Genomic DNA, 20345 nt, shown 5'->3' with positions numbered 1-20345 from the left:
AGGTTAAAAATATGAAGGCTTTACAAATTGTTGATAAAGAGAAAATGGTTCTTAATGAAATTGAGCCACCCCAAATTAAAGATAATGAAGTTTTAATTAAAGTTGCTTTTTGTGGTATATGTGGCTCAGATTTACCGCGCTACTTTCAAGGAGCAGTTCACCAATTTCCTCAAATATTGGGGCATGAATTTTCAGGAACAATAGTAAAAATAGGTAAAAATGTTCAGAGTTTAAAAAAAGGGGAAAGAGTCACTGCTGCACCTTTGACGGTATGTGGTTCATGTGAATATTGTTTAGCGGGATATCCAGAATTATGTGAAAATTATGGCTTTATAGGTTCTCATCAACCAGGAGCTTTAGCTGAATACGTGGCTGTTCCAGAAACAAATATTATTAAATTACCGAGCAACGTAAGTCTTAAAACAGCAGCTTTAGTTGAACCCTTTACGATTGGACTGAGCGCAACACAAAGATTTTCGCTAAAAGTTAATGAAACTGCAGTTATATTTGGCGCAGGAACTATCGGTCTGATGATCTTAACCGCTTTAAGGGCAGAAGGTTTGGGGAAAATTATTATGATCGATATTAATGATAAAAAATTGGATTTTGCTCATAAATTAGGAGCTGACATTACTATAAATTCGTCAAAGACAAATTTGATTGATTATTTTAATGATCATGAATGCCCTACAATTACTTTTGAGGCAATAGGCAATCCAATTACACAAGTGCAAGCCATATTAGTAACTAAAAAAAGAGGAAGGGTAGTATATGTTGGAACTAGTACCCATGATGTTACCTTTAAGGCAAATGAATTTGAAGAAATTTTTCGTAAAGAATTGTTAGTTACTGGTTCAATGATGTCATATTCAGCGCCATTTCCAGGCTATAAATGGCCAGCAGCAATTAGCTTATTAAAACGGCGATTAATTAATTTAGATCAGATGATAACGGCAACTTATTCGTTAGAAGACGGGGCAAAGCCTTTCTATGATCTAACTAAGAAAGATTCAGCTAATATTAAAGTTTTATACCAAATAGGGGGTGAAGAATAATGACAGATGCACTTTTAGGAATTGATATAGGAACATCAAGTTGTAAGTTAACTGCTTTTACTATTGATGGTAAAGTTATTATTTCTGTTAGTGAAAAGTACCCCACTTATTATCCTGATGAAGGTTGGGTTGAACAGAAGCCTGAAGAATGGTGGCATGCTGTTTGCGAAGCTACTAAGAAAATTGTAAGTAATAAAAAAATGGTAGATGTTACTATTCAGGGAATTGGCGTAGATGGTCAGGGTTGGTCAATGATACCAATTGATTGTAATGGAAAAGTCATTTTTAATAACCCAATTTGGATGGATACAAGAGCTACAGATCTTTGTAATCGTGTAAAAGAAGAAATTGGAGAGGAAAAAATATTTGAAGTCAGTGGTAATCCATTTCAACCCACCTACAGTTTACCTAAACTGTTATGGTTAAAAGAAAACCATCAAGAAATATTTAAAAGAGTTTATAAAGTGCTTCAATCTAATAGTTATATAGTTTATAAATTGACAGGTAAAATAACTCAAGATATTTCACAGGGGTATGGTTTACATTGCTTTGATATGAAAAAAGGTGAATGGAGTGAGGAAATGTGTGACGCGTTCGGTATTCCTTCTACCATTTTTCCTTCAATTTACAATAGCGATGAAGTTGTAGGCCACGTTTCCAGTAAAGCATCAGCTGAAACATGGATGGCAGAAGGGATACCCGTTGTTGCTGGAGGTGTCGATGCCGCCTGTGGTGCTTTAGGCACAGGAGTTATTTCAAATGGGGAAACACAAGAGCAAGGCGGTCAAGCTGAAGGAATGAGCATTTGCTTAAATAAATATATTGCAGATCCACGGCTAATCATGGGTTATCACGTTGTTCCAGGTCACTGGCTCCTTCAAGGAGGCACTGTTGGTGGCGGTGGTGTCATTGATTGGGTAAAAAACAATTTTTGTTTTGAAGAAAAGTCTAATGCACATTATCACGGTACTAGCACATACTATGAAATGGATCAATTGTCTGCACGAGTTCCTGCAGGTTCGGAAGGAGTAATATTCTTACCGTACATGAAAGGTGAACGCTCACCTATTTGGAATCCATATGCTAAAGGTGTTTACTATGGCTTAGATTTTACTAAGACCAGATCTAATATTATTAGGGCTTCGCAAGAAGGAATTGCATACTCACTAAGGCACAATTTAGTTATTGCCGAACAATTAGGTGCTAAGGTAAAAGAGCTGTGGGCAATGGGTGGCTCAGCTAACTCTACTATATTGACACAAATAAAAGCTGATGTAACTGGAAAAATAATTCGTGTTCCTTCATCTGATACTGCCACTACTTTAGGAGCAGCAATTTTAGCTGGTGTTGGTGTCCATGTGTATAAAGATTATGAAGAGGCTAGAGCAAAAACAGTGAGAATTCAAAAAGTATATAAGCCCAATAAAAATAATTTAGAAACCTATAATAAAGGCTTTGCAAAGTACTTAAAATTGTATGAAAGCCTGAAAGGCTTGATGAAATGACATGAGGCGAATACAAATTGATTTTAACTGTGACACTAAATGCTTCGGTTGATATTACATATCTACTTGATAAATTTCAATTAGGGAAGACAAATCGAGCCTTAAATATTACAAAAACTGCAGGTGGTAAAGGTCTAAATGTTACTCGTGTTTTAAATCAAGTTGGTAATAAAGCTGTAGCAACTGGAATTATTGGCGGAACTACTGGTAGTTTTATTAAAAGTCGCTTAAATGAACAAGAAATTAAACATCACTTTTTTGAAATAGACCAAGAGTCAAGAAATAATATTTCTATAATTACTGGTAAATTACAAACTGAAATTTTAGAAGCAGGTCCAAAATTATCATCAGAAACTTGCACGAATTTTCTTAACTTTTATCATGAGATTATTAACGATTTTGACACAATAGTCGTTTCAGGTAGTTTACCGCAAGGATTAAATCATGATTATTATAGTAAATTAACTGAAGTTGCTGTAAACGAGGGAAAAAAACTATTACTTGATACTTCCGGTTCAGCTTTAAAAGCTAGTATTTCAAGTTCAATAAAACCAATGCTAATCAAGCCTAACGAACACGAATTGGAAAGCTTGATAAACCGAAAAGTTGAAGTTAAGGATATGGGTGTTTTAAAAAAATATTTGTCTATGCCACTCTTTAACGGAATAGAATGGATTGTTTTAACTTTAGGGTCTGAAGGTGCTCTTGTAAAACATCGTGAATGTTTTTATGAGATTAAGGTACCAAAAATTAATGCAATTAATGCCATTGGGTCCGGTGATTCGGTAGTCGCTGGCTTGGCACTTGGTATAGATCAAAATGAATCAACCGAAAAAATTCTTTTACGGTCAATGGCATATGGCGTTTTAAATGCTCTTGATGAACATCCAGGACACTTAAAGCTTGATGAATTAGATGCGATTAAAAATAATATTACTATAAATAGAGTTTAAAAAGGAAATAAAAATGGATTTAATAACAGATAAAGCTGAAAAAAGGAAACATATTAAAGATTGGTGGCCGGCTTCAATGAAGTGGACTGAAGAGCAAATAGATAATCATTTGCCTGCGGGAATTGTCTTTCCAAAATCAGTTGATGAAATTAAACAAGCTGTTAAATATGCTTCTGAGCACAAGCTGGCAATTGTAACATATGGCGGAGCTTCTGGAGTTTTAGGTGGGATAGTTCCTGAGCAACCATCATTAACAGTAGATATGCAAGAGCTGAAGGGAATTATCAATTTTGACGAAAATAACCATTTAGTGACAGCATATGCTGGAACTTTAGGTGGCGAAATCGAAAAGTATTTAAATAAAAAGGGCTATACATTGGGACATTATCCACAATCATTGTATTTAGCTAGTATTGGTGGATTGGTTGCAACCAAATCTGCTGGAACTTTTAGTAGTAAATATGGCAATATTGAAAATATTGTACAAAGCTTGGAAGTAGTTCTTCCAAATGGTGAAATATTTGTTAATAGAAATATTCCTCGTTCAGCAACAGGCCCTTATATTCCTAATCTTTTCGTTGGCTCCGAAGGAACACTTGGAATAATTACTAAAGTTACTTTAAAGATCTGGAAAATACCTGAAACTAAAGAATTTAGAGGTATTGAGTTTGATTCAATTGAGGATGCAATTTTTACGGCGCGTGAATTTTATCGTAGAGATATAGTGCCAGCAGTAGTACGTATCTATAATCCTGCTGAAGCACAAAATTTATATTCAACAATTAACTATCAATCAAATAAAGTTTTGATGATTATAGGCTTGGTTGGTGCGAAGACAGTTGTACCAGAAGTATTAAAACAAGTTTTAATTACCGCTAAGAAAAGAACGGGTCATGATTTAGGAGCATCAATAGGAAACAATTGGGAGCGGGATCGCTATAATGCTGCATGGCTCAAAGAAGGAAATGATAGTAATACAAAGATTGCAGATGCAATTGAGGTATCAGGAAATTGGACAATGCTACCAAAAATGTTTCATCTTGTTTCAGAGAGATTGGAAAATAAGGTAGATAAATTATGGGCACATTGTTCTCACTGTTATCCAAGTGGAGCTAATATATATTTTATTATTTTTGCTACTGGTAAAGATGCAGCTGATACTTTAGCTAAGTATAATGAAATTTGGAAAATTGTGATGGATTCAGTTCATGAAGTTGGTGGTTCTGGTGCCCACCATCACGGAATTGGACGTCAGAGGTTGCCATGGTTCAATGAAGAAGTGGGTCCAGTCTCTTTTGATTTATTGAAAAAAATAAAATCAAGCTTTGATCCCAAAGGGATGTTTAATCCAGGTATTTTAAATTTAAAAAATGACGAAAAAGAATAGTCATTATAAAAAGGAGAATTTTATGGTAATTAAATGCACAAATCAAATTGGTAAAGAATTGAGACTAAGTCGCTTCTTGAATCCTAAATCAAAGCGATGTGTAATGGTAGCGTATGCACATGGTATTTTAATCGGACCCAATCCAGGAATGGCTACAAAAGAAGAAATAAAAAGGCAAAATGAAACTTTAAGAGAAGCAGATGCAATTTTGATGCCAATGGGATTTCTTCCCGCATGCCAACAACTGTTTACTGGGAAAAATGCGCCTGAGATGATTGCATTATATGATTGGCAAAATGTTTCAAGATCAAAAAATCAAGTTGGTTATGACGAAGGAGTTGCTGAATCAATTACTTCGATTGAACGCGTCCTTTCAAGTGGAGCAATAGGTGTAATGACTTATCTTTACATTGGACAAGATAATCCTGAGGTTGAAGCCAGAGAAATGAAACGCAACTTTGAAGTAAATGAGCTTTGTCAAAAATACGGGCTCTTGCATATTATTGAACCTAGAACAATTAAAAATAAAGAAAAAGATGAAGACGGGACTATGAAATTTGATTTAATGAAAATCAATACTCGTATGGCCGCAGAAATTGGTGCTGATTTTATTAAGGTCAAATATCCAGATACGCCAGAACAATTGCAAGAATTGCAAGAAATTTCTACCGCACCATTAATGGTAGCCGGCGGCTCGAAGATTGCTGAATCTGAAGCTGATAAAATGGCTGAAGCTGCTGTTAGTGCAGGAACGGCAGGAATAGTATTTGGCCGTAACATATATCAGTCAAAAGATCCTGTAGCTGCTTTAAGACGCTTTAGAAAAATTGTCCACCAACAATGTTAACTACTTAGAAATTTTATTTATTAAATACTTTTAGTATTAAACTTTAACTCTATATTTAATTAAAGAAGCTGAAGAATAACATGCATAGTTATTTTTTCAGCTTTTTTGTTAGAAATAGCTTCTATTAGGTTAATCTAGAATTTTTTCAAAAAAAGTGTAGACATAAAAAGGAACTTATGCTAAATTATTAGAAGTGGTCGAGAGACAACAACAAATGGAGGATTAGCTCAGCTGGGAGAGCATCTGCCTTACAAGCAGGAGGTCACAGGTTCGAGCCCTGTATCCTCCATAATAATGGTGGTGTGAAGGGAAGTTCGCGCCGCCATTATTTATTGATTTAACTAATAAATTGAATCCTTGCATTTTCTTTCAGAATAGGTATACTATTGAATGTGCTTTGATTCAGAACAATGACCCGTTGGTCAAGTGGTTAAGACATCGCCCTTTCACGGCGGTAACATGGGTTCAAATCCCGTACGGGTCACTTTGGAGGATTAGCTCAGCTGGGAGAGCATTTGCCTTACAAGCAGGAGGTCACAGGTTCGAGCCCTGTATCCTCCATCGTTCTATGGCTACCGAACATGCGGTAGCCTTTTTTATTATCAATATAATATATAAAAATATAGAACGAAGAGTAAAAAAATCGGTTCAAGTCCTGAGAGGATCCTTTAATGGAGATGCCTTGTAACCGAATAGCTATTGTCTATAGGGGGACTATTATGGAAAAACGTTTATTTACTTCAGAATCAGTTTCTGAAGGTCATCCAGATAAAGTTGCTGATCAGATTTCAGATGCAATTTTGGATGCTATTATTGCCAAGGATCCGCAAGCTCATGTTGCTTGCGAGACTATTGTCAACACTGGAATTGTCTATGTTTTTGGAGAAATTTCCACAACTGCATATGTTGACATTCAAAGCATTGTTCGCAAGACTGTTTTGAGAATTGGTTATGATAAACCTGAGCTTGGTTTTGATGGCAATAATTGCGCCGTTTTAATTGATATTGATGAACAATCACCGGATATAGCTCAAGGTGTTGACCATTCACTTGAAACACGTGAAAATCAATCTGATAATGATCAGCTAGATCAAATTGGTGCAGGTGATCAAGGCTTGATGTTCGGCTTTGCAATCAACGAAACGCCTGAATTAATGCCTTTACCAATTTCACTGGCTCACCGCTTAATGCGGCAAGTTGCAAAACTCCGTAAAGATGGCACTTTAACATGGCTTAGGCCTGATGCTAAGGCCCAGGTAACGGTTGAATATGATGAAAAGCAGAAGCCTAAGCGGGTTGATACTGTGGTTATTTCTACTCAAACCGATGATAAAGTTTCTAACAAGGAAATTCGTCAGGCTATGACTGATCTGGTTATAAAAAAAGTAATACCTGAGAAGTACCTGGACGAAAAGACCAAGTTTTTGATTAATCCGTCGGGTCGCTTTGTTATTGGTGGACCGAAAGGTGATTCAGGTTTGACTGGCCGCAAAATTATTGTTGATACTTACGGCGGCTATGCTCGTCACGGTGGCGGTGCATTTTCAGGCAAAGATCCAACAAAAGTTGATCGTAGTGCCAGCTATGCGGCAAGATATGTAGCCAAGAATATAGTTGCTGCAGGCCTAGCTGAACGTTGTGAAGTTCAATTGGCTTATGCAATTGGTGTCGCTCATCCTGTTTCAGTTATGATCGATACGGCAGGAACTGGAAAAGTTAGCGATGACTTATTGACCAAAGCTGTCCGTAAAGTTTTTGATTTACGTCCAGCCGGTATTATAAAAATGCTGAATCTTAGACGACCGATTTACGAGCAAACTGCAGCTTATGGTCATTTTGGCCGGACAGATATAGATTTACCATGGGAAAAGACCGATAAAGTTCAAGAATTGTTAGACTTTGTTAACGAAAATAAGTAAATTTTTTCATAAGTAAGGGAGTTGTAATTTTGAAGAAAACAAATGTACGAGTAGTAATGATTGCGATTTTTATGACCACATTTATGACTGCTATTGAAGGTACGATCGTTTCTACTGCAATGCCGACAATTGTTTCTGATCTAAATGGGTTGGAAATTATGAATTGGGTTGTTTCAATATTTTTGTTTATGACCGCTGTATCAACTCCTTTATATGGCAAATTAGCAGACAGTATTGGACGTAAACCAATTTTTTTGTTTGGAATAGCGTTATTTGTTATTGGGTCTGCACTTTGCGGCCAAGCTCAAAATATGGTTGAACTGATTTTATTCCGTGTTATTCAAGGATTGGGTTCCGGAGCAGTTCAGCCGGTCGCTATGACAATCATTGCTGATTTATACAGTATTGAAAAAAGAACAAAAATGTTAGGCCTCAATTCAGGATTTTGGGGCGTAGCTTCAGTCATTGCCCCATTACTAGGTGGCTTTATTGTGCAAAACCTTTCGTGGCACTGGGTTTTTTATATTAATGTGCCAATAGGGATCATTGCATTACTATTAATTATCTTTTTCCTAAAGGAACCCAAAAATAAGAAAAAATCAAAACTTGATATTAAGGGAACATTTTGGTTAATAGTTTTACTTTTGACTTTGATGTTCACATTGCAAGATTTGGGAACAATCAAACCGCTTGTTTTAGCCGCTCTAGTCGCTTTAATCGTTATCAGTGTTGTTATCTTCTATCATGAAGAAAAACGCGCAGAAGACCCAATAATGCCACTATCAATGCTAAAAGGCAGAGAGTTCCTAGCTGTAAATATGATTACGCTGTTAGTCGCCGGCGTAGTTATTGGCTTCGAATTTTATATTCCAACTTGGATGCAGGGCATTAATGGTACATCTGCTACAATCGCCGGTTTTGCTGTGACCCCAAGCTCTGTAATGTGGGTTGTAGGATCATTTTTAATTGGCGGTATGTTAAGCCGTTGGGGTGTTAAGAAAACTTTCTTTGGCTTATTAGCAGTGTTGTTAGTGGCAGATTGTATGTTGCTGATTGTGCCGATACACACGCCATTTTGGGTATTCTGTGTAATTGCTACTTTAAATGGCTTTTCCTTTGGGGGAGTTTTAACTGCTTCACAGGTGCGCTCACAAGTTTTAGTTTCTAAAGAAAATATTGGTGTAGCCACTTCTTTTAACACTTTGATGAGATATTTAGGCCAAACCATGATGGTATCAATTTTTGGTATTACCTTTAATACCATTGTGGCAAACCAACTTGCTAAACATCCCAACTTGACACAAGGTATGATGAATAAAATTGTTTCGTCAGCTAAGGCTCAAGAACTGGCTGCAAACTTAGTACCTCAATTAAGACAAGTGTTGTTTAGCGCCTTAAAAGGTGTTTACTGCGTTTCACTTGCTGCAATTATTATCTCCGTTATTTTTAACTGTATTTATCAAAAAGCAGATAGTAATAATTAATAATACAAAATTTAAATAATACCGCTGGAAGAATTGTCCAGCGGTTTTTTTGCTTAAAAATATCTTCCGCAGTAGAAATATCTTTTCTTAAAAATTATAATTAATACTATTAAAAATAAAATTTAACGGGAGCAGTAAAAATGGCAAGGGAAATTACAAATTGGCGTTCCTTAGGTGGAAATGTTGGCGCTGACGGAAGAAAGGTCAAAGATGGACTTTTATTTAGGTGTGGCCAGCTATATAATCTAACCGCCTACCAAAAAGAACAGGTTCAGAATAAATATCAAATTAGGAGAGTTTTTGATTTTAGGGGTGAGGAAGAAAGAAAACAATATCCGGATTACTTGTGGTCAGGATTAGATTATGTTGTAATTGATGTTTTAAAAGACGCTCAAGTTAATCAGGCAAGTGTAGATGAAATTATTTCTGCTAACAATCAAGCTGAAGAGGATATGCTTACCACCTATGAAGAATTAGCACTTCAAAATTCAGCACAAAAAGGCTATCACCAGTTTTTGCTAACACTAATAAATGATCCGGTGCCGACTGCCTTTCACTGTTTTGCTGGTAAAGATCGTACGGGTGTGGCAGCGGCTTTGATTTTGAAAAGTCTGGGAGTAAGTGATGAGCAAATTTTTGCTGATTACTTAAAAACAATTACTGCTAGAAAACAAGAAAATCAAGCGATTTTGGACTACTTAAGAGACCAATTAACCAGTTCCCAATTACAAGATGTGGCTGTGGCTTTAACTGTGCAAAAATCCTATTTAGAAAGATATTTTAAGGCTATTAAGCAAAATTATGGTGATTTTGACAACTATTTGATTAAAGGGTTGGATCTGCCGCTTGATTTTAAAACTAAAATGAGACAAATTTATTTAGAGTAAAAAACAAAAGAGCCCGGGAAAAATATTTCTCCCAGACTCGTTTATTTTTAACTTATTTGACTATTTTTACCTAATTTCTTCATCTGCCTTAAAAGCCATGGCCATGAAAAATTAAGGATTGTGAGCATGACAATTGAGACTATCAGAACTCTGCAACCAAAAGCAAAATGCAGCTGCGGGTTGTTAAATTTGGTTGCTAAGTTTCCAGTTGCCACCTGAGTTGAAAGCAGGTAAGTCATTGGTATGTATTGCACAACTACAGTTTTGGCAGTTCCCCCAATAGCTGAGGTTGATTGTAAAATAAATGGTAAAATTGCACCACCTAACAGTATGAATAGTGCTAAGAAAAGACAACTTAATTGATTACGGGTAATTTGAGCTAAAAGAAGTAATAAAATCACGATGAAAATGCATGCCAAGATAGATAAAATAAGCGCTGGCTTTAGCCAAACAGAAAGTGGCTGATAAGTACTTTTGAAACTATCTGGCAAAATAACTCCTTGAATTGGATAAGAGAGTGAGCCACTACCAAAAAGCAAACTGCAAAATCCCCAGATTAAAAGACAGATGAAAAGAGTTAGTAAAAAAGCAATTAGTAATCCTAAAATGATATCTAGAGTTACACTGTGCTTATTTGGTAACAATACGGCACGATTTAAATGATCAACATACTTTGATGCGAATATATTACTTAAAATAAAACAAAGCATGACGATGATCATTGCAGGCAGAAAACCTTCCGAAAGTTTAAATAAGAATAACCAACCTTGTTTGGGATGCTGCTCATTTTGTTCTGGTAAATTGGCTTGCTTTAGAGCATGCAAACGGGCATTTTTCTGCTTAATTTCTTGTCTGAGATCAGCCCCACCAATTTTGACTTGCGCTGCTTGCCTGTTATTTTGACGAATCATCAGTTCATATGCATGATCCCAATTTTCATTATCTAGGGCTTTTAATATCTGCCGCTCATTTCTATTTTGATTTTTAATCGTGGGCAAATTAGCTTGGGACTGTTTCTGCTTGCTTAAATCTTGGTTTATTTGGTAACGGATTGTATTTTGATCACCTTTTAAAGCATTATAGCCTAGAATAAACCCTGCACATATTAGCACTATACTTAAAATTAGCCATGTCAAAGTATTTTTAAATACTTTTTTAAATTGTAATTCGAAATAGGCCATAGCTCTATCCTCGAACTAATTGATGGTGCTTTAATGTCAAAGTATCATCAACAATTCCTGCTACTTCATCTTGATAATGAGAAGCCATAATAATAAGCTTGTTTTGCTTTGCTAAATTAGCCAATTCCTGATAAAGAGTTTGCCGGCTATCACTGTCAAGGCCATTATTAATTTCATCCATTAGTAAGTACTGGGCATCACTTAACTCGTAAAGGGCAACTACCAATTTTTGCTTCATACCTAATGAATACTTTCTAATTGCAGTTTTTACATAATTATTCATTCCCCAGCGGTTTATTATTTCTTGCAAATCCTTGCTTGATTGCCATTCGTTTTTTACAAATTGCATATAATCGAACCCCGAAAGATTTTTGTCAAACCAGTCAGAAGTTTCCAGGTAAAAAACTTGGCTTTTGACGTTAGCAAAAGGTTTACCATCAAACAGGACTTGGCCCGAACTTGGCGCCAGTAAGCTGACCATAGTTCTGAGGACGCTGGTTTTACCAGTGCCGTTAAGTGCATGAAGCATGTATATTTTGCCATTTTGAAAGTTAAAATTGGCATTTTTGAGTATGGGTTCACGTAATGTAAGGCTTAGATCTTTAATTTCAATCATCTTGTTTTCCTCCCTTTCTGGGCTTTTCGTGCTGTGAGGTAGTTTAAAAATAACAGAATAATAATTCCTAGGGCTAAAACTAGCATGCCATTAGTAAAATTAACTTGCGGATAAGTAACTAATTTGGTTTCATCAGCAAAGACATAGGCATTACTGATGCCAAACATACCATCGACTGGTTGTAAGGAGAAAAAGTAGCTCATGGGGATGAATTGGGCAAAATTTCTCGCTGCTACTACGTATTGTGGGAGAACCATACCACCAACTAATATTAGAGCGGAAATGAATAATACCAACAGACGGTTTTTAAATACTTGTACGAAAAGCAAAACCGCATTTGCAATGAACATAAAGCTAAATAATTCTAAAATTAAAGTAGGGCAAAACAACTGATACATTGGAATGAAGATATTCCGTTTAGCTACTGCGTCTATGCCCATCATCGGATATTTAAAGTTACCAGTACCAAAAAATATACTTGGAATAATAAAAAGCAATAGAAATGCTGCTAAGAAATAACCGAATCCAATTAATGAACTAGTGCCAAATTCAATCAGCAAATGATTTTTTTGCGGCAAAAGATTTGCTAGACGCATTCGTTCATAAAAACCGGACGAATATAACTTGATCAAAATAAAAATTACGGCTAAAACTGCTAAAGGTGGCAAGACTTCCTGCATCATTTCTAATATAAAAAATCCGCCCTTAACAGAATAGTGCTCATTTTCTTCTGGTAAGTTATTTCGTTTCAGATACTGTAATTTTTGAATATTACTTTCAATTGCCAGTATATTATCTTTACTGGCATTATTACGTTTTGCATCAGCAAGATTGTATTTTTCTTGCTTTATTATGATTTGATAAGCCTTGTGCCACTTATTTGTTTGAATTGCTTTAATTAAGGTCTTAAATTCTTTCATAGAAGACTTATTTTCTGCCAGATCCAATTCAATTTTGCGGCGGGTTGTTTTGGTCAAATTAGCTTTTTGTAACTGTTTTTGATAATATCTGACATTTTTCTCTTCCAGAGCTATATTTTCTTTAGCTTCTATTATGCGCGGATTAATATAGCGAGAATTGTAGTTTTTTATCCAAAAATAAAAACATCCGAGTAAAATGGCTAAAAGGCTAATCCAGGTAAATTTACTTTTGAGCACCTGTTTGATTTGTAACTTAAAATATGGCATTTTTCTCACCTCTTTATATAAAAATTAAAAAGATAGTTTAGACGTTTTAAGATAATATTGATAAAGTTAACTTGTTTTTATTCCTTTTTGTGCTTTTTCGGCGACAAAGTAATTTAGAAGCAAAAGAATTAATATTCCTACTAGTAAAACAATTACACCGTTAGTAAAATTTACTTGCGGATAAGTTACCAATTTCGTTTCATCTGCGATGACATAGGAATTACTGATACCAAACATGCCATTCACTGGTTGTAAAGCAAAGAAGTAGCTCATCGGAATGAACTGAGCAAAACTCCGTTCAGCTACTATGTATTGTGGGATAACCATACCTCCAACCAATACCAGTACAGAAAAAAGTAACGCAATAATAGGATTCTTAAAAAACTGAACGAAAAATAACACCATGCCTGAGATAAAGATAAAACTTAACAATTCTAACATTAAAATTGGCAACAAGAGTTGATGCATTGGAATAAAAATATATTCTTTAGTCACAGGATTCATGCCCGCAATTGGATAGTTAAAATTGCCAGTTCCGGCAAAAAGACTAGGTATCAAAAAAATCAACAAGAAGGTAACGAGAAAATAACAGAAACCCATTAAAGAACCAGTAGAAAATTCGCTTAATACCAATCTATTTTGCGGTAATAAGTTGCCTAACCTCATACGGTCAAAGTAATCACTTGCAAATATTTTTACCAGAACAAAAATAACGGCTAGGACTACAAGTATAGGTAAGAATTGTTCCATAACAAAAATAAGAAAAAAACCGCCTTTTACTGGATTAATAGTCTGTTCTTTTGGTAAATGTTGTTTGGCTAATGTTTGCAGTTCCAATAAATCACGTTTACTTATAGCAACGGCTTCACTATTCGAGCCATTTTTCTTAGCATCAGCAAGCCAAAATTTGGCTTCTTTAATCATGATCGGATAGGCTTTTTGCCAATCTTTGGACTGGAGGGCCTTAATGAGTTTTTGTTTTTCAGCTATATCTGATTGGGAACTCTTTAGACTTTTTCTTATTTGCTTCTTATTGTCCTCATCTAATTTTTTCTGTTTGAGTTCTTTTTTAAAATATATGACGTTTTTCTTTTGAATAGCTACATTAGCTTTTGCAGTAATAAGTTCCATACTGACAGACTTGCTAGCATAATAATTCTTTGTCCAAAAAGAGAGGCAACCTACTAGAATAGCTATCAGACTAATCCAGGTAAATTTACTTTTGAGCATTTGCTTAACTTTTAACTTCATGTACGGCATTTTTCGTCACCTCTTAATCTAGGTTTAAAAAAACTGCTAGATTAAAATTATTGATCTAGCAGTTTTTATGACTTCAATATTAAAATTAATGTCACGGCACTAACACGGTACCTTTTAAGTGTCAACATTTAATTACTTGATGATATAATATTATTTCCTTTTTTGCAATCAAAAATTCATATAATATTTATTATCCAAAGGGTAAATTTAATTAATAAAATTGAAAAATTAATAAGTAGTTAAACTTTTGTTTTAAAAATTACTAGCTGACTTTAAAGTGAAAATGAGTTAAATTTGTATATATAATTTGAATTTTTGTTAAGGAGAAAATATGAAACGTGACGATTATATCAAAGCACTAAATCTTGAACCTCACCAAGAAGGTGGCTGGTTCAGGCAAGTTTATGCGAGTGATAAGCAGTTTTATGATGAAGATAGTAAAGCAGAACGGTTTTATTATACGTCCATCTATTTTTTGCTTGATGACACAAGTTGTTCTCACTTTCACCGTTTGAATCATGATGAAATGTGGTATTACCATGACGGTGAAGCGATTACTATTCACTGTATTACTCCAGAAGGTAAATATTCAGCCGTTAAATTGGGTAAAAATGTTTCTGCTGGTGAAAGAATGCAATTCAGAGTTCCGAAGAATACCATTTTTGCTTCGGAAGTTGTAAAACCAGATAGTTTTTGTTTAGTAAGCTGTGTAGTTTCGCCAGGATTTGATTATCACGACTTTGAACTGCTTAAAAAGGGAGATTTACTCAAACAATATCCTGCCTACAAAAAAGTCATTGAGCGGTTAGCGCTGGATTAGAATGATTTTGATACTAAAAAAAGGATTCAAAACTTTAAATCAGTTTGAATCCTTTTACTTAGTATAAATTGCTTTGTGCTCTTTGACTTTCTAAATAATAATGGTAAAGAAAGGAGTATCCAATTAAGAGAAATGCGATTCCCTCTAGAAAACCCCCAATTACGTCAGATGGATAATGGACATGAATGAAAATTCTGGTGTAACCAATTAATATTGGAAAACAAGCCCAAACAAGACATAATACTGTTTTAGCAGCTTTATTTTTGATTAATAAAATTGTTAGAACAATTAAAATTCCAAATAAAGTAGCACTGCCAACAGAGTGACCTGAGGGAAAACTGTAACCATGAGCTGCAACAAGATGTTCAGTAAGTGGTCTTTGCCTTGCAATTGCATGCTTGATGATCCAATTATAGCCATTAGCACCTATCATGGTTCCTGCAGTAAAAACAGCACATGCAAATCTTTTGCTAAGTGCTAAAACAATCACCAAAATTATAGTTTCAATTGTGATTACATTTGTATTTCCTAAATTAGTAAAAGTTGTCGCAAACTTGATTATAATAGGATTATTGTTGCAGATAATATTAATCATTGATTGGTCAAAATTGTGAATAAATTGATTTTCAGAAGCAACTAAAATTGCCCAGATAGCGTACAAAATCAAAAATATGGTCGCAGGTATTATCGTGTCTCTCTTTGTTTGTATCGTTTTGTTCAAAAATTTTCTCCCCTTGTTTTTTTTTGCATTTGTGGTAAATTATAATCATTATTGGTCAAAAAATAAAGATCAGGAACTAGTAGCAGTTTTATTTTTCTATAGAGAAAAGTCGGTTGGTGCAAGACTAGAAAAAAGATTGTGAACTGAGCCTGGAACAATTCTAACGTTTGCTATCCGCGTTAAGGGGCAAGAAGTGTCACGCTTTTAGCGTGGAACTTAGGTGGTACCGCGATTATTCGTCCTATGAAAGAATTTCATAGGACTTTTTTTATGAGGTAAAAATATGTACAATCACAAAGTTGTTGAAAAAAAATGGCAGGATTACTGGGAAAAAAATCAAACTTTTAAAACAGGTAACGATCCCAAAAAGAAGAATTTTTATGTTTTAGATATGTTTCCTTTTCCATCTGGTAAGGGACTTCACGTAGGACACCCCGAAGGGTACACAGCAACAGATATCATTGCAAGGATGAAACGTAGCCAAGGCTATAATGTACTGCACCCAATGGGCTGGGATGCTTTTGGCCTTCCGACTGAACAGTATGCTCTTCAGACTGGGCAAGACCCGGCAGTTGTTACTACTGAAAATATTGCCAATTTCAAACGGCAGCTTAATACTCTAGGATTCTCATACGACTGGAACAGGGAAGTAGCAACTTGCGATCCTAAATACTACAAGTGGACGCAATGGACATTTGAACAAATGTATAAAAATGGTTTGGCCTATGAAGCGGAAGCACCGGTTAACTGGTCACCTGATTTAGGTACAGTTGTTGCTAACGAAGATATTGTTGATGGTAAGACTGAACGCGGTGGTTATCCTATATATCGGCGCAACATGAAGCAATGGATGCTGAGAATAACTAAATATGCAGATCGTCTTCTTGCCGGTTTGGATAATCTTGACTGGCCAGAAAATATTAAAGAAATGCAACGTAACTGGATTGGGCGGTCAGTAGGTGCCCAAATTACTTTTAAGGTTAAAAATTCTAATGAAACATTTGATGTCTTTAGTACCCGACCAGATACTTTATTTGGCGCAACCTATGCTGTTTTAGCTCCTGAAAATAAATTAGTCCAAAAAATTATGACCGCTGGTCAAAAAGATGAAGTTAACGCTTATATTAAGCAAATTGAATCTAAGTCCGACCTTGAAAGAACAGATTTAAATAAAACCAAAACTGGAGTCTTTACTGGCGCTTACGCCATTAACCCCGTAAACAACAAAGAAATTCCAATTTGGATTGCTGATTATGTTCTTGCTAGCTATGGGACTGGTGCCGTAATGGCTGTACCGGCCCATGATACGCGTGATTATGAGTTCGCTCGGAAATTCAATTTGCCTATTAAACCAGTTATTAAGGGCGGAGATGTTGCACAAGAAGCATATACTGGTGACGGCCCACACATAGATTCAGAGTTTTTAAATGGGCTCAATAATGCTGAAGCAAAGGATAAAATCGTTGGGTGGCTTACTGAACACCACGCTGGAGAAAAAAAGGTTAATTACAAGTTACGTGACTGGGAATTTAGTCGTCAGCGTTATTGGGGTGAACCAATTCCAGTAATTCACTGGGAAGATGGAGAAACTACATTGGTTCCAGAAGATGAATTACCGCTCGTTTTACCTCATGCTACTGACATTAAGCCGTCAGGTACACCTGAAAGTCCATTGGTAAACTTGAAGGACTGGGTAAATGTAGTTGACAAAAACGGTCGTAAAGGTAAAAGAGAAACTAATACCATGCCTAATTGGGCCGGTTCATCATGGTATTTCTTACGCTTTGTTGATCCACATAATGACAATAAGCTGGCTGATTACGAAATGCTAAAGAAGTGGATGCCAGTTGACCTTTATATTGGTGGCGCAGAACATGCTGTCCGGCACCTGCTTTATGCCAGATTCTGGAATATGGTATTGTATGACTTAGGTGTTGTTCCTAATGAAGAACCATTCCAAAGACTATTCAATCAAGGATTAATTCTGAAAGATCATGATAAAATGTCCAAATCAAAAGGCAATGTAGTTAATCCTGATGATGTCATTGATGAGTATGGTGCAGACAGTCTTAGAATGTATGAAATGTTCATGGGCCCACTAGATGCATCTATTGACTGGGATGATAATGGTCCTGCTTCAACCAAAAAGTTCTTAGACAGAGTTTGGCGTCTGTTTGTTAATGATTTGGATCTTAAAGCCATACCACAAGAAAATATTGTGGCTGAAAACGATGGCACTTTAGATAAAATTTATAACGAAACTGTTAAAAAAGTAACTGAAGATTTTGATGACTTACATTTCAATACTGCAATTTCTCAATTAATGGTCTTTGTTAATGCTGCGCAAAAAGCAAAAACGATTCCAAGAAAATATGCGGAAGGTTTCATTACGCTTTTAGCCCCAATCGCTCCGCACATGATGGAAGAAATCTGGCAAATCTTTGGTCATGAGCAATCCGTAACTTTTGCCAAATGGCCAACCTATGATTCAGCCAAACTGGTTGAATCAACAGTCGAAATCATGGTGCAAGTAAATGGCAAGCTGCGTGGCAATTTTAAGGCGGCTGTTGACATGGATAAAGATCAAGCTCAAAAACAAGCATTGGCATTGCCTCACGTCCAGAAATTTTTAGAAGGCAAAGATATTAAAAAAGTCATCGTCGTACCAAATAAGATTGTCAATATTGTAGCTAAATAAAGTTAATTTTTCCTAAAGTGCAAAGTATATTTGTTGTTAATTGCTCATTTTCATTCACAATAATATAGTTAGTAGACTAGATTTAGGGAACTTTAATGAAAGAAAATAATTTATCTGAACAAAATACACAAAATACCTTCATTAAAGGCAGTGCGTGGATGACTTTCGGCTCTATTACCTCACGTATTTTGGGTGCTCTCTATATTATTCCATGGTTTTATTGGATGTCGCCCTATGGTAATATTGCCAATGCCTTAACTGCCAGAAGTTATAACATTTATAGTATTTTTATTTTAATATCCACTGCGGGCATTCCAGGTGCTGTTGCTAAACAGGTGGCTAAGTATAATGCGCTTAATGAGTACGGAGTTGGACGTAAGCTTTTTCATCGCGGCTTAATATTAATGGTATTTTTAGGAATTATTTCTGCTGCAGTGATGTATTTTGCTTCACCTTTTTTAGCTTCTAATGGTTCACAAATTGATCCAAGACAAGTAAGGGTAATGAGAAGCCTGTCTTACGCCATCTTAATTATTCCTGTATTAAGTATTATGAGGGGTTATTTTCAAGGCTACGAAGACATGATGCCGTCAGCAATGTCCCAGTTTGTAGAACAATTAGCACGAGTAATTTGGATGCTGTTAACTGCTTATATTATTATGCAAGTACAGCATGGTAATTTTGTTGATGCGGTGGTGCAATCAAATTTGGCTGCTGCGATTGGAGCAGTTTTTGGCATAGCTATTTTAACGTGGTTTTTGCTGTCTAGACGTAATAAACTTAACGAGTTAGTTGAAAATTCCAATAATGAAATACAGGTTTCAACTTCTGCTCTTTTTGCTGAAATTATTGCCCAGGCAATTCCTTTTATAATTATTGATGCAGGTATTCAGCTTTTTTATCTGGTAGACCAATATAGCTTTCACCCAATTATCTCCAGTTTGGTTAGCGCAACTAATAATACAATTGAAACTTGGTATGCGTTATTTGCGCTTAATGCCAATAAGTTGATAATGATCATTGTGTCTTTAGCAAGTGCTATGGCTGTGACGACAATTCCTCTGTTGTCTGCAGCTCACACTAAGCATGATTTTCGTGCAATTTCTGACCAAATTGGTAATACTTTAGACTTATTTCTATTTGTCATGATTCCCGCTTCCTTTGGCATGGCTGCGATTTCTACACCAATCTACACCATCTTTTACGGATATGACAAACTAGGATCAAATGTACTATACCTTTCTTCCTTTACAGCTATTAGTTTGGGCTTATTTACGGTATTAATGGCTATTTTACAGGGCCTATCGGAAAATGGACTTGCAATTAAATATTTAGTATTAGGTTTAATCATTAAGATTTTAATGCAATACCCCATGATTTATGTCTTTAAAATATTTGGCCCATTGATTGCCACTAATTTAGGAATGCTTGTCATTATCTTTATGGCGATAGAACACCTTAAGATTAATTACAATTTCAATCAGGATCGTACAAGACGACGTTTTATTGGCATTACTGCATTTTCAGTTGTCATGTTTTTGCTGGTTTTGGCAGTAGAAAAAGGACTGGAGTTGTTCTTAAGTCCTGCAAGCAGTTTACAGTCACTCGTCATTGTTTTTGTCGCGGTCGTTGTGGGTTGCTTGTTTTATGGCTTTGCGGCTATCAAGTCTAATTTAGCACAGAAAATTTTAGGCAATAAAATCATTCCAATATTGGAAAAACTGCACATTCGTGCTTAAATAAAACCTAATATAAGTGAATTTGATACCGATATTCTTTCGGTATCATTTTTTATTTTATTTAACTAAAAAACTTAAGATTAATT

General features: G+C 35.5%; 16 protein-coding genes, 3 tRNA genes and 1 riboswitch. Of the genes, 14 read left to right on the top strand and 5 right to left on the bottom strand.

Annotation, left to right across the window (positions count from 1 at the left end; genetic code table 11):
- Positions 1–11: 11 nt before the first annotated feature.
- The 11 genes from LDX54_RS06570 to LDX54_RS06520 all read left to right on the top strand — a co-directional run bounded on the left by LDX54_RS06570 (position 12) and on the right by LDX54_RS06520 (position 10037).
- Positions 12–1055 carry a galactitol-1-phosphate 5-dehydrogenase gene (locus LDX54_RS06570; protein WP_198202080.1) on the top strand — a complete coding sequence of 348 codons (1044 nt, stop codon included), beginning with the start codon at positions 12–14 and terminating at the stop codon, positions 1053–1055.
- The gene (locus LDX54_RS06565) at positions 1055–2560 is read left to right on the top strand and encodes an FGGY-family carbohydrate kinase (RefSeq protein ID WP_265666546.1); all 1506 of its coding nucleotides are present in this window, start codon (positions 1055–1057) and stop codon (positions 2558–2560) included. Before LDX54_RS06570 ends, LDX54_RS06565 begins: the two co-directional genes overlap by 1 nt.
- Before the next feature lie 17 nt (positions 2561–2577).
- The gene (locus LDX54_RS06560; RefSeq protein WP_265666547.1) at positions 2578–3513 is read left to right on the top strand and encodes a hexose kinase; all 936 of its coding nucleotides are present in this window, start codon (positions 2578–2580) and stop codon (positions 3511–3513) included.
- Between the two features lie 13 nt (positions 3514–3526).
- Positions 3527–4900 (top strand): FAD-binding oxidoreductase, encoded by a 1374-nt coding sequence (locus LDX54_RS06555; protein WP_265666548.1) that lies wholly within the window; start codon positions 3527–3529, stop codon positions 4898–4900.
- Between the two features lie 22 nt (positions 4901–4922).
- Positions 4923–5747: a hypothetical protein gene (locus LDX54_RS06550; protein ID WP_265666549.1), complete on the top strand. Its 825-nt coding sequence runs from the start codon at positions 4923–4925 to the stop codon at positions 5745–5747.
- 216 nt (positions 5748–5963) lie between these two features.
- Positions 5964–6036: transfer RNA gene (locus tag LDX54_RS06545), tRNA-Val, on the top strand.
- A 123-nt stretch (positions 6037–6159) separates the two neighbouring features.
- Positions 6160–6231: transfer RNA gene (locus LDX54_RS06540), tRNA-Glu, on the top strand.
- Positions 6232–6235: 4 nt separating this feature from the next.
- Positions 6236–6308, top strand: a tRNA-Val gene (locus LDX54_RS06535).
- Between the two features lie 80 nt (positions 6309–6388).
- Positions 6389–6469: riboswitch (SMK box riboswitch) on the top strand.
- On the top strand, positions 6467–7666 hold the full coding sequence (gene metK, locus LDX54_RS06530) for a methionine adenosyltransferase (RefSeq protein ID WP_265666550.1): 1200 nt from the start codon (positions 6467–6469) through the stop codon (positions 7664–7666). It overlaps the preceding riboswitch by 3 nt.
- A 29-nt stretch (positions 7667–7695) precedes the next feature.
- Positions 7696–9150, top strand: coding sequence for an MDR family MFS transporter (locus LDX54_RS06525; protein WP_265666551.1), 1455 nt, complete (start codon positions 7696–7698; stop codon positions 9148–9150).
- A 140-nt stretch (positions 9151–9290) separates the two neighbouring features.
- Complete coding sequence (locus tag LDX54_RS06520; RefSeq protein ID WP_265666552.1) at positions 9291–10037, top strand: tyrosine-protein phosphatase; 747 nt, start codon at positions 9291–9293, stop codon at positions 10035–10037.
- Positions 10038–10084: 47 nt separating this feature from the next.
- On the opposite strand, the gene LDX54_RS06515 is transcribed toward LDX54_RS06520, so the two are convergent.
- From LDX54_RS06515 to LDX54_RS06500, 4 genes are all read right to left on the bottom strand, one after another.
- The gene (locus LDX54_RS06515; protein ID WP_265666553.1) at positions 10085–11218 is read right to left on the bottom strand and encodes a hypothetical protein; all 1134 of its coding nucleotides are present in this window, start codon (positions 11216–11218) and stop codon (positions 10085–10087) included.
- A gap of 4 nt (positions 11219–11222) precedes the next feature.
- Positions 11223–11834, bottom strand: a complete 612-nt coding sequence (locus LDX54_RS06510; protein ID WP_265666554.1) for an ABC transporter ATP-binding protein — start codon at positions 11832–11834, stop codon at positions 11223–11225.
- Positions 11831–13021, bottom strand: coding sequence for a hypothetical protein (locus LDX54_RS06505; protein WP_265666555.1), 1191 nt, complete (start codon positions 13019–13021; stop codon positions 11831–11833). Before LDX54_RS06505 ends, LDX54_RS06510 begins: the two co-directional genes overlap by 4 nt.
- 66 nt (positions 13022–13087) lie before the next feature.
- Entirely contained in the window at positions 13088–14281 is a 1194-nt protein-coding gene (locus tag LDX54_RS06500; RefSeq protein ID WP_122026266.1) for a hypothetical protein, read from the bottom strand.
- Between the two features lie 331 nt (positions 14282–14612).
- Between LDX54_RS06500 and LDX54_RS06495 the strand changes: the two genes are divergently transcribed.
- Positions 14613–15101, top strand: a complete 489-nt coding sequence (locus LDX54_RS06495) for a cupin domain-containing protein (RefSeq protein ID WP_110446322.1) — start codon at positions 14613–14615, stop codon at positions 15099–15101.
- Positions 15102–15159: 58 nt separating this feature from the next.
- Here LDX54_RS06495 and LDX54_RS06490 read toward each other — a convergent pair whose 3' ends face one another.
- Positions 15160–15822 (bottom strand): phosphatase PAP2 family protein, encoded by a 663-nt coding sequence (locus LDX54_RS06490; protein ID WP_122026265.1) that lies wholly within the window; start codon positions 15820–15822, stop codon positions 15160–15162.
- Between the two features lie 283 nt (positions 15823–16105).
- Between LDX54_RS06490 and leuS the strand changes: the two genes are divergently transcribed.
- Positions 16106–18520, top strand: coding sequence for a leucine--tRNA ligase (leuS, locus tag LDX54_RS06485; RefSeq protein ID WP_122026264.1), 2415 nt, complete (start codon positions 16106–16108; stop codon positions 18518–18520).
- Between the two features lie 95 nt (positions 18521–18615).
- Entirely contained in the window at positions 18616–20259 is a 1644-nt protein-coding gene (locus LDX54_RS06480) for a polysaccharide biosynthesis protein (protein ID WP_122026263.1), read from the top strand.
- Positions 20260–20345: the final 86 nt, after the last annotated feature.

The sequence above is a fragment of the Lactobacillus sp. IBH004 genome (assembly GCF_026185255.2).
Classification (GTDB): domain Bacteria; phylum Bacillota; class Bacilli; order Lactobacillales; family Lactobacillaceae; genus Lactobacillus; species Lactobacillus melliventris.
This window is presented reverse-complemented; position numbering and strand designations above follow the sequence as displayed.